Annotated in this window: 10 protein-coding genes and 1 pseudogene; 5 read left to right on the forward strand and 6 right to left on the reverse strand. The window is 68.0% G+C overall.

Annotated features, from left to right (window positions below; genetic code table 11):
- A partial coding sequence (locus ACWDTP_RS34580) for a glutamate synthase subunit beta (protein WP_450027735.1) occupies positions 1-914 on the forward strand: 914 nt, incomplete at its 5' end.
- A gap of 597 nt (positions 915-1511) precedes the next feature.
- On the opposite strand, the gene ACWDTP_RS34585 is transcribed toward ACWDTP_RS34580, so the two are convergent.
- Complete coding sequence (locus ACWDTP_RS34585) at positions 1512-2363, reverse strand: LLM class F420-dependent oxidoreductase (RefSeq protein WP_450027736.1); 852 nt, start codon at positions 2361-2363, stop codon at positions 1512-1514.
- A 174-nt stretch (positions 2364-2537) separates the two neighbouring features.
- On the opposite strand from ACWDTP_RS34585, the gene ACWDTP_RS34590 reads away from it, so the two are divergent.
- Positions 2538-3884, forward strand: a complete 1347-nt coding sequence (locus tag ACWDTP_RS34590) for an NAD-dependent succinate-semialdehyde dehydrogenase (RefSeq protein WP_450027737.1) — start codon at positions 2538-2540, stop codon at positions 3882-3884.
- 4 nt (positions 3885-3888) lie between these two features.
- Here the strand turns inward: ACWDTP_RS34590 and ACWDTP_RS34595 are convergent, their stop codons facing one another.
- Both ACWDTP_RS34595 and ACWDTP_RS34600 read right to left on the reverse strand, forming a co-directional pair.
- Positions 3889-5535 (reverse strand): SulP family inorganic anion transporter, encoded by a 1647-nt coding sequence (locus tag ACWDTP_RS34595; RefSeq protein ID WP_450027738.1) that lies wholly within the window; start codon positions 5533-5535, stop codon positions 3889-3891.
- Entirely contained in the window at positions 5532-5909 is a 378-nt protein-coding gene (locus ACWDTP_RS34600) for an ArsR/SmtB family transcription factor (protein WP_450027739.1), read from the reverse strand. Before ACWDTP_RS34600 ends, ACWDTP_RS34595 begins: the two co-directional genes overlap by 4 nt.
- 122 nt (positions 5910-6031) lie before the next feature.
- Between ACWDTP_RS34600 and ACWDTP_RS34605 the strand changes: the two genes are divergently transcribed.
- Both ACWDTP_RS34605 and ACWDTP_RS34610 read left to right on the forward strand, forming a co-directional pair.
- Positions 6032-6409 (forward strand): thiol-disulfide oxidoreductase DCC family protein, encoded by a 378-nt coding sequence (locus ACWDTP_RS34605; protein WP_450027740.1) that lies wholly within the window; start codon positions 6032-6034, stop codon positions 6407-6409.
- Positions 6410-6413: 4 nt separating this feature from the next.
- Positions 6414-7421, forward strand: a complete 1008-nt coding sequence (locus ACWDTP_RS34610) for a PHP domain-containing protein (protein WP_450027741.1) — start codon at positions 6414-6416, stop codon at positions 7419-7421.
- On the opposite strand, the gene ACWDTP_RS34615 is transcribed toward ACWDTP_RS34610, so the two are convergent.
- Positions 7410-7700 carry a YiaA/YiaB family inner membrane protein gene (locus ACWDTP_RS34615; RefSeq protein WP_450027742.1) on the reverse strand — a complete coding sequence of 97 codons (291 nt, stop codon included), beginning with the start codon at positions 7698-7700 and terminating at the stop codon, positions 7410-7412. The two genes, ACWDTP_RS34610 and ACWDTP_RS34615, sit on opposite strands and share 12 nt — an antisense overlap.
- A 64-nt stretch (positions 7701-7764) precedes the next feature.
- Here ACWDTP_RS34615 and ACWDTP_RS34620 point away from each other — a divergent pair, with 64 nt between their 5' ends.
- Positions 7765-8196 (forward strand): hypothetical protein, encoded by a 432-nt coding sequence (locus ACWDTP_RS34620; RefSeq protein ID WP_450027743.1) that lies wholly within the window; start codon positions 7765-7767, stop codon positions 8194-8196.
- Here the strand turns inward: ACWDTP_RS34620 and dinB are convergent.
- On the reverse strand, positions 8193-9401 hold the full coding sequence (dinB, locus tag ACWDTP_RS34625; RefSeq protein WP_450027744.1) for a DNA polymerase IV: 1209 nt from the start codon (positions 9399-9401) through the stop codon (positions 8193-8195). The genes ACWDTP_RS34620 and dinB overlap by 4 nt on opposite strands.
- Positions 9402-9424: 23 nt before the next feature.
- Positions 9425-9588, reverse strand: a pseudogene (locus ACWDTP_RS34630) (TetR/AcrR family transcriptional regulator); the annotation flags it as partial.

A 9588-nucleotide genomic window follows, 5' to 3' on the forward strand; every position in this document is an offset into this window, starting at 1 on the left:
ACGGCATTCCCGAATTCAAGATGGAGAAGCGCCACATCGACCGGCGCCTGGAGCAGATGGCCGCCGAGGGCACCCAGTTCCGGCCCGGCGTCAACGTCGGCGTCGACATCACGGTCGCCCAGCTGCGGCTGAACTACCACGCGGTCGTGCTGGCCGGCGGCGCCACCGCATGGCGCGATCTGCCGATCCCCGGCCGCGAACTCGACGGCATCCACCAGGCCATGGAGTTTCTGCCCTGGGCCAACCGGGTGCAGAACGGTGATGACGTTCTCGGCCCCGACGGCCAGCCGCCGATCACCGCCAAGGACAAGCACGTCATCATCATCGGTGGTGGCGACACCGGGGCGGACTGCCTGGGCACCTCGCACCGCCAGGGCGCGGCCAGCATCCACCAGTTCGAGATCATGCCGCGGCCGCCGGAGGAGCGGGCCGATTCGACGCCGTGGCCGACCTACCCGCTGATGTTCCGGGTGTCCTCAGCCCACGAGGAGGGCGGCGAGCGGGTGTTCTCGGTCAACACCGAGGAGTTCGTCGGCGAGAACGGTCATGTGACCGGCCTGCGGGCCCACGAGGTGACGATGAACGCCGGCAAGTTCGAGAAGGTCGACGGCACTGAATTCGAGCTCAAGGCCGATCTGGTGCTGCTCGCGATGGGCTTCGTCGGGCCGGAGAAGGCCGGTCTGCTCACCGATCTCGGTGTGGAGCTGACCGACCGCGGCAACGTCGCCAGGAACGCGAACTTCCAGAGCTCGCTGCCGGGTGTCTTCGTGGCCGGCGACATGGGCCGCGGGCAGTCGCTGATCGTCTGGGCGATCGCTGAGGGCCGAGCCGCCGCCGCAGGCGTCGACCGGTACCTGATGGGCGATACGGCGCTGCCCGCGCCGATCAAGCCGACGGCCGCCCCGCAGCGCTGAGCTCGGGGCCCGCGGCATCGCTCGTGAGCCCAAGTGAGGGGTCTCTTAATTAGCTCGTGTGTGATTCGTCACGTCCGGACGAGATCACTCCAGGGCGGTAAAACGTGATGTAGATCTCAAATTTGGCGAATTCTTACGCCACTTTTGTCACATCAGCATCACCAAAACCAGGCGATTTTCATACGGCGTGGCACGCACAGTTTGCCATGTTGCGGGTATCTAATGACTTGGTGAGAACTCTGCGGTAGCGTGGAGTTACGGATACAGCAATCAGCAAGCTGCAGGAGTGATCACCGTGTACATCAGCCCGATTAGTCGGTCACGGATGGGTCGAATTGCCTGGTCATTGTTCCGTCACCCGATGAAGAGCCGTGAATTTCCGGCCAAGAACGAGCGCCTGGCCACGGCCGACGAGCTACTTCGCTTCGGGGTCTGAGCCACCCCGGTCCCGGCTCCGGTACGGCCCGAAAAAGCGGCCGTCAATTTTTGCTTCGCTGAATCCGTTACCGCTGGTCATCGCGGAATCCGGCCCGGCCGACGCCGGACCGCCCCGCCGGTGCCCGTCGCGGTCCGGGCACCGGCGAACCGGCCGGCCGGCTAAGCCGTCAGCTGGCCCGAGTCGCGGATCGCCTGGGCGAGCGGCTCCAGCACTGCCGTGTCATAGGGCGGCGGCAGATAGATGATCGCCAGATCCAGGCCCTCGGCCCCGAGGGCCGCCGTCTCGTCCACCACCTTGGCGTAGTCGTGATCCGCGCCCAGCCGCACATGCGCCGAGAGCGTGATGTCCTTGGGGTCGCGGCCCAGATCGGCACAGTGCGAGGCGAGCACATCGCGTTTGCGGGCGAACTCCTCGGGGGTGCCGCCGACGAAATTCCAGTGGTCGGCATACTTCGCGGTGATCCGCAGCGTGCGCTTCTCGCCGCTGCCGCCGATGCAGAACGGTGGATGGGGCTGCTGGGGGCCCTTGGGTTCGTTGCGGGCGTCCTTGAGTTGGTAGAACTTCCCGTCGAACGTGGTCGTCTCCTGGCTCAGCAGGCTCCTGAGGATCTCGCAGGCCTCCTCGAACCGGTCGAAGCGCTCCTTGATCGAGCCGAGTTCGATGCCGTAGGCGCCCGACTCCTCCTCGTTCCAGCCGGCGCCGATGCCCAGCTCAAGCCGGCCGTTGGAGATGATGTCGAGGGCGGCGGCCATATTCGCCAGCACCGCGGGATGGCGGTAGTGGATACCGGTGACGAGCACCCCGACCCGCAGCCGCTTGGTGGCCTGCGCCAGCGCGGTCAGGGTGGTCCAGCCCTCCAGGCACGGCCCGGTGGAGTCGGAGAAGATCGGATAGAAGTGGTCGAAGGTCCAGCCGGACTCGAAAACGTCGATGTCGTCGGCGGCTTCCCAGATGGCCAGCATGTCGGCCCAGGTCGTGTTCTGCGGGGATGTCTTGAAGGCGAATCGCACAACACCCGAAACTAGTCCCGGGTCACGTTTAATTCCTGGCATTTTGCGGGTCTCGGTAGCTGGAACGGCCAGACGGTGCTGATTGCGGATCTTCGGAGCCATCGTGACGCGGGAATCGGTAGTCTCGGCCGGGAATGGCCGCGAAATCCGATGTACCGATCAAGGGGAGCGAACATGAGCGTGTACGCAGTCACCGATCCGGCGACCGCCGAGGTCGTCGCCACCTATCCGACCGCGACGGACGCCGAGATCGCCGCGGCGATCGAGGCCGCCGCCAAGACCGGACGCAGCTGGTCGCGCACCTCGACCGTGGCCGATCGTGCGGCGCTGATCCGGAAAGTGGCCGAGCTGCACACCCAGCGCCGCGAACAGCTCGCGGACGTGATCGTCCGGGAGATGGGCAAGCCGCGCGACCAGTCACTGGGTGAGGTCGACTTCTGTGCCGACATCTACGGCTACTACGCCGACAACGCCGAGAAGTTCCTGGCCGACGAGGAGATCCCGCTGCTCGACGGCGAGGGCACCGCGCTGATCAGGCGCGGGCCGGTCGGTGTGCTCCTCGGCATCATGCCGTGGAACTACCCGTACTACCAGGTGGCCCGGTTCGCGGGACCAAACCTGTTGGTGGGCAACACGATTCTGCTCAAGCACGCCCCGCAGTGCCCGGAGTCCGCCGAGTTGCTGCAGCTGATCTTCACCGAGGCCGGGTTCCCGCAGGGCGCCTACATCGACATCAGGGCCACCAACGAACAGGTGGCCGACATCATCGCCGACCCGCGGGTGGCCGCGGTCTCGCTCACCGGATCGGAACGGGCCGGCGCCGCCGTCGCCGAGATCGCCGGCCGCAACCTCAAGAAATGCGTCCTGGAACTGGGCGGGTCCGACCCGTTCGTCGTGCTGTCGACCGATGACCTGGACGCCACCGTCGAATCCGCCGTCGAGGCCCGGATGGAGAACACCGGACAGGCCTGCAACGCGGCCAAACGGTTCATCGTCAGCGAGAACCTCTACGACGACTTCCTGTCCAAGTTCACCGAGAAGCTGCTCGCGGCCGCCGACGGGATCGCGCCGCTGTCCTCCGAGCAGGCGGCCGACCGGCTCGCGCAGCAGGTGGCCAAGGCCGTCGAACAGGGCGCCAAGCTGACCTCGGCGGGGGAGCGCCGCGGCGCCTACTTCCCGCCGGGTGTGCTCACCGGGGTGACCGAGGACAACACCGCCTACCGCGAGGAACTGTTCGGCCCGGTCGCGATCGTGCACAAGGCCGGTTCCGAGGACGAGGCCATCGCGCTCGCCAACGACACCCCGTTCGGCCTCGGCTCCTACGTGTTCACCACCGACGCCGATCAGGCCGCGCGGGTCGCCGATCGGATCGATGCGGGAATGGTGTTTGTCAACGCGGTCGGCGCCGAGGGCGCCGAACTGCCGTTCGGCGGGATCAAACGCTCCGGGTTCGGCCGCGAACTGGGCCGGTTCGGCATCGAGGAGTTCGTGAACAAGAAGCTCATCCGCACCGTCCGCTGAGCGGTCAGTGCGGGCGCTGCGCCACGTGGGTGCGGGCGTGCTCGATCGCGTCGTCGAGTGAATCCATCAGATGCCGCTCGTGACGCAACGATTCGAACACACCCACGTTGGCCAGCAGCTGCATATGTTCGGGCCGGACTCCCTTGATGATGACCGTGATGCCGCGGGACTCCAACTCCGACGCGATCTCGGCCAGGGTGTGGGCGCCGGTGGCGTCGAGCATGCCCAGCTGTGACATCCGGATGATGACCACCGAGGTGTGGGGATGCTCGGCGTCGACGATCGCGCTGGAAATCCGTTCGGCGGCACCGAAGAACATCGCGCCGTCCAGCCGGAGCAGGGCGATCCGATCGTCACCGGGGCGTTGCGGACCCGGCAGATCCTCGCGGACCACACTGCTGCGGCGGGCGATCGAACGCAGTGCGAAGAACGCTGCCACCACGATTCCGATCTCCACGGCCTCGATCAGGTCGAAGCACACCGTGACGACAGCGGTCAGCACGAACGTCAACGCGTCGGACCGGGTGGAGCGCAGCAGCTTGCCGACGGTCGCCGCCGAGATCATCCGGAACGAGGTCACCATCAGCACACCGGCCAAGGCCGCCAACGGAATCGCCGACACCGGGCCGGTGGCCAGGTAGACCACCCCGAGCAGAACCAGGGCGTGCACGATCGCCGCGACCCGGGTGCTCGCGCCCGACCTGATATTGACCGCGGTGCGGGCGATCGCACCGGTGGCGGGCATTCCACCGAAGACCCCGGAGGCCACCGACGCCAGACCCTGGCCCACCAGCTCGCGATCCGGGTCGTAGGGCCCGGTCGGCGACATGGTCGCCGCGACCCGCGCGGAGAGCAGCGATTCGATGGCGGCCAGCGCGGCGATGGCCAGGGCCGCGCCGAGCAGGGTGCGCAGCGCTTCCGGTTCGGCGTGCGGGAGCACCGGGGCGGGCAGATGCGACGGCAGCTCGCCGATCGTCGCCACCGGAATATGCAGCGCGGCCACCAGTACCGTCGCGACGATCACCGCGGTGAGCGACTCGGGGATCGCGCGGTGCAGTCGCGGCAGGAGTGTCATGACGACGGCGATAACGGTCACGACCGCAAGCGTTTTGGCTGCCGCCGCCCAGTCGGCGCGAGCGAGCACGGTGATCGCCGCGGTCAGCGTGCGTTCACCCGCCGGGGGTTGCTGGGCGAACGCCGCGGGCACCTGCTGCAGAAAGATGATCGCCGCGATGCCGAGGGTGAATCCCTCGATCACCGGCCACGGGATGAACGTGACGGCCCGGCCCAGGCCGGTGACGCCCGCCGCCAGGACCAACAGGCCGGCCGCGACCGTCACCAACGCGATGCTGCCCAGACCGTGCTGGGCCACGATGGGTGCCAGCACCACCGCCATCGCGCCGGTCGGCCCGGACACCTGCACATGCGAACCGCCGAACACCGCGGCCACCAGCCCCGCCACCACCGCGGTGATCAGCCCCGCGGCGGCACCCACACCGGAGCTGATCCCGAACGCCAGGGCCAGCGGCAGGGCGACGACGCCGACCGTGATGCCGGCCAGGATGTCCCGGCGCCAGGAACGTGGCAGCTCGGCGTAATCGAGCCGGTGCGGCAGCAGGCGGCCCAGACTGCCGAGCGTGCTCGTGATCACGACGGGTGCCCGAAGGGCGGCAACGTCCGCAGGGCGGCCAACTGATCGCGCTGGGCGCCGAGCGTATCGGCCAGGAACGTGCGGGCGATGACCAGCAGTTCGGGGATCTTCGGGTGGGCGACCTCGTAGAACACCGCGTTGCCGACCCGCTCATTGATCACCACATGGTGTCGCTTGAGCACCGCCAGATGCTGAGACAGCAGGGTCGCCTCGATCTCGGTCTCGGCGAGAATCTCGCTGACCGGTGTGGGTTGAGCACTGGCGCAGAGTATTTCGAGGATCCTGATCCGGGCCGGGTGCGACAGCGCCTTGAACAGATTGGCCTTGATCTCATACAGCGGCAACTCCGGGCTGCCGGGGAAGCGGTGGGGCATGCCACGACCTGACGGGTTGATGGATTGAACAAAATATCAATCCACTGTAGGTGGGTCGCGTGCGCCGATGCAAACCCGTCGGCGCACGCGTGAACGGGCGGCCGAACGGGCACACTGGAGGCATGAACGGGGTTCTGTACTTCGACGGCAACTGCGGTATGTGCACCCGCAGCGTCAACGCCCTGACCCGCAGGCAGCGCACCGGCGACCTGAGCATCGCACCGTTCCAGCGGCCCGGCACCGCCGAGCGGCTCGGGGTGCCCGCCGACCAGATGCTCGAAGCGGCATGGTGGCAGGACTCGTCGGGCGCGGTGTACCGCGGCGCCGAGGCGGTCAACGCCGCGGTATCCGCCGGCTTCGGGACCCGGGTTCCGCTGCGGGTGTACCGGGTGCCGGGCATGCGGCAGCTACAGAACGCGATCTACCGCTGGATCGCCACCCACCGCTACCGCTTCCCGGGGACGACGCCGCACTGCGCGGCCCGGCCCGGAGACTGCTGAGCCCATGGATCCGGTGGCCGCGCTGCGCCAGATCGCCTACTACAAGGACCGGGCCCGCGAAGACCCGCGGCGCGTGATGGCCTACCGCAACGCCGCCGATGTGGTGGCGGTGCTGACCGCCGCCCAGCGTGAGCGCCTCGGTGCGTCCAACGGCTGGCAGTCGCTACCGGGGATCGGACCCAAGACCGCGAAGGTGATCGCGCAGGCCTGGGCCGGCCGCGAACCCGAGACCCTGACCGAACTACGTTCGGCCGCCGAGGATCTGGGTGGGGGAGAGATCCGCGCCGCGCTACGTGGGGATCTGCACGTGCATTCCAACTGGTCGGACGGGTCCGCGCCGATCGAGGAGATGATGCTGGCGGCAAGGGATCTGGGGCACGAATACTGTGCGCTCACCGACCACTCCCCTCGGCTGCGGGTCGCCAACGGCCTCTCACCGGAGCGGCTGCGCGAGCAGCTCGACGTCATCGACGAACTGCGCGAGCTGGTCGCGCCGATGCGGATCCTCACCGGCATCGAGGTCGACATCCTGGAGGACGGATCCCTCGACCAGGAACCCGACCTGCTGGAGCGCCTCGACGTCGTGGTGGCCAGCGTGCACTCCAAACTCGCCATGGAAGCCACCGCCATGACCCGGCGGATGGTCAAGGCCGTCACCAACCCGCACACCGACGTCCTCGGCCACTGCACGGGCCGGCTGGTCACCGGCGGGCGCGGCACCCGCCCGGAGTCGACATTCGATGCGGGCAAGGTCTTCACCGCCTGCCGCGACAGCGGCACGGCCGTCGAGATCAACTCCCGCCCCGAGCGTCGCGACCCGCCCACCCGGCTGCTGCACCAGGCTCTGGAGATCGGCTGCCTGTTCAGCATCGACACTGATTCGCATGCCCCTGGGCAGCTGGAGTTCCTCGGCTACGGCGCCCAACGGGCACTGGACGCCGACGTGCCGGTGCAGCGGATCGTCAACACCTGGACGGCGGAGCGGCTGCTGGAGTGGACCTCAGGCGGCTGAGGTGAACGGATTGTGTTCGGCGAGAAGCTTCTCCATGCGCGCCTCGTCGAGCCGCACCCGCACGGTGCTGGATTCCTGCTGATCGCGGATCACCTTGGCCAGCGTGAACGAGCTGGTGACCAGGAACAGGCCGGTCATCGCGAGGAACAGTCGCTGCCACGAGTCGAGTGGAAGGAAATAGATGCCGCCGAGCATGCCGATGAAGCTGACCCCGAATGCGATGGCGGCCTGGACGAAATAGGCGGCGGTGCTGGTGGTCTTGTCGTTGAGTGCGTTCATGGTTTGAGCGTGCCGGAACGCGCGCTGCGCCGGATGCGTGAGACTACTCAATTACACTCACGCGATGCGGGCTGAACTCGGCATCGACACCGTCGTCACCCTGCTGGCGGCCGGGCTGATCTTCCTGCTGGCGCTGGTTCTCGGGATCTGGAAGTACCGGCAGATGGCCACCAGCGACTATCACCTGGCCCACCCCTACGTCGACATCGCGCACCGGGCGGCTCTGCTCTACTCGTTCGCGGCGATGCTGATCGCGTTCTTCGTCGAGCTCAGCGCCTGGCCGACCTGGGTGAACTTGACCGCGGCGATGGTGGTGGTGTTCTTCTTCGTCGCCGCCATCCTCAGCTATGTCGCGCACGGCGCCAAGCGCGACACCACCAACCAGTTCGAGCGCCCCGGTGCGGCGCTGCACGCCGGGATGATCGCGCTGATCGTGGGCGAGGTCGGCGGATTCTCCGTTCTGCTCGCCGGTTTCGTTGCGGCACAGCTCTTCTAGTCGGGCAGCATCGGCATCTCCAACCCCGGATCGCGGCCGACGAGGACGCCACGGGTCAGCACGGCATTGCCGAACCGGCGGCGAACCTCATCGATGGCGCAGTCGATCGCGATCGGATCGGGCTGCGCGTCGAAGGGCAGCTCCAACTGCTGGCTGGCGCCGCGGTCGATATTGGACACCGCGAACCCGATCAGTGTCAGCCCCCGCGCGGCGATCAACGGGGCCGCGGCCGCGACGAGACCGCGGGCCGCGGCCAGGATCGTCTCGGTCGAGGCGGTGGCCTTCGGCAGGGTGTGCGATCGGGTAGCTCGGCCGAAATCGTCGAAGCGCAACCGCAATACGACGGTGCGGCCGGTGCGGCCCGCGCCGCGCATCCGGCGGGTGATCCGGTCGATCAGGTTGAGCACCACGACGTCGACCTCGGCCGCGGACATGGAGTTACCGCGCCGCCCGAGCGCGCGCTGGGCACCGACGGACCTGCGGTGCCCGCCCGTCGTCACGCGGCGCCGATCGACGTTGCGGGACAACGCGAACAGCTGGCGTCCCATGGCGCCGCCGACCATGGCGCCCAGCGCCGACTCGGACAGCTCGGCCACATCAGCCACCGTCTCGATGCCGTGAGCTTGTAGCTTCTCGGCGGTCTTTGCGCCGACGCCCCACAGCCGGCGCACCGGGAGGGGATGCAGGAAGGCGAGTTCGCGATCGGGCGGCACCAGCAGCAAGCCGTCCGGTTTCGCCTCCTGGCTGGCCACCTTGGCCAGGAACTTGGTGCGGGCGATTCCGACGGTGATGGGCAGCCCGACCCGCAGGCGCACCTGTTCGCGCAGGCGCGCGGCGATGTCCACCGGTGTCCCCGACACCCGGCCCAGTCCGGACACGTCGAGAAACGCCTCATCCACCGACAGCGGCTCGACCAGCGGCGTGGTGTCGTGAAATACGTCGAACACGTCCCGGCTGGCCTGCGTGTAGGCCGCCATCCGCGGCGGCACGACGATGGCCTGTGGGCACAGTGCCCGGGCCTGGCGTCCGCCCATCGCGGTGCGGACCCCGAACGCCTTGGCCTCGTAGCTGGCGGCCAGCACCACCCCGCCCCCGACGATCACCGGACGCCCGCGCAGCGATGCATCATCGCGCTGCTCGACCGATGCGTAGAAGGAATCGAGGTCAGCGTGCAGGATAGCCGCCTGCGCAGTGGACACGAACATATGTTCGCATGACTGGCCGACGGTTATCCGGCGTCGCCGTAGATGCTGGTCAACCAGATGTGGGCGAGGGTGTCGACGACGTTGTCGTAGGCGACGGCCGGTTGCTCGGCGGAGATGGCCGCCATCATGGTCCGCTCGTTCATCAGGTTGAGCGAGGTGGCCAGATCCATCGCGGGAATGGTGTCGG

The organism is Mycobacterium sp. NPDC003449, assembly GCF_053588415.1.

Excerpts from the sequence above, each read along its gene's own strand:
- ACWDTP_RS34590 (WP_450027737.1), top strand. The coding sequence starts at position 2,538 with ATGAGCGTGTACGCAGTCACCGATCCGGCGACCGCCGAGGTCGTCGCC.
- ACWDTP_RS34600 (WP_450027739.1), bottom strand. The coding sequence starts at position 5,909 with ATGCCCCACCGCTTCCCCGGCAGCCCGGAGTTGCCGCTGTATGAGATC.
- ACWDTP_RS34605 (WP_450027740.1), top strand. The coding sequence starts at position 6,032 with ATGAACGGGGTTCTGTACTTCGACGGCAACTGCGGTATGTGCACCCGC.
- ACWDTP_RS34610 (WP_450027741.1), top strand. The coding sequence starts at position 6,414 with ATGGATCCGGTGGCCGCGCTGCGCCAGATCGCCTACTACAAGGACCGG.
- ACWDTP_RS34615 (WP_450027742.1), bottom strand. The coding sequence starts at position 7,700 with ATGAACGCACTCAACGACAAGACCACCAGCACCGCCGCCTATTTCGTC.
- ACWDTP_RS34620 (WP_450027743.1), top strand. The coding sequence starts at position 7,765 with ATGCGGGCTGAACTCGGCATCGACACCGTCGTCACCCTGCTGGCGGCC.
- dinB (WP_450027744.1), bottom strand. The coding sequence starts at position 9,401 with ATGTTCGTGTCCACTGCGCAGGCGGCTATCCTGCACGCTGACCTCGAT.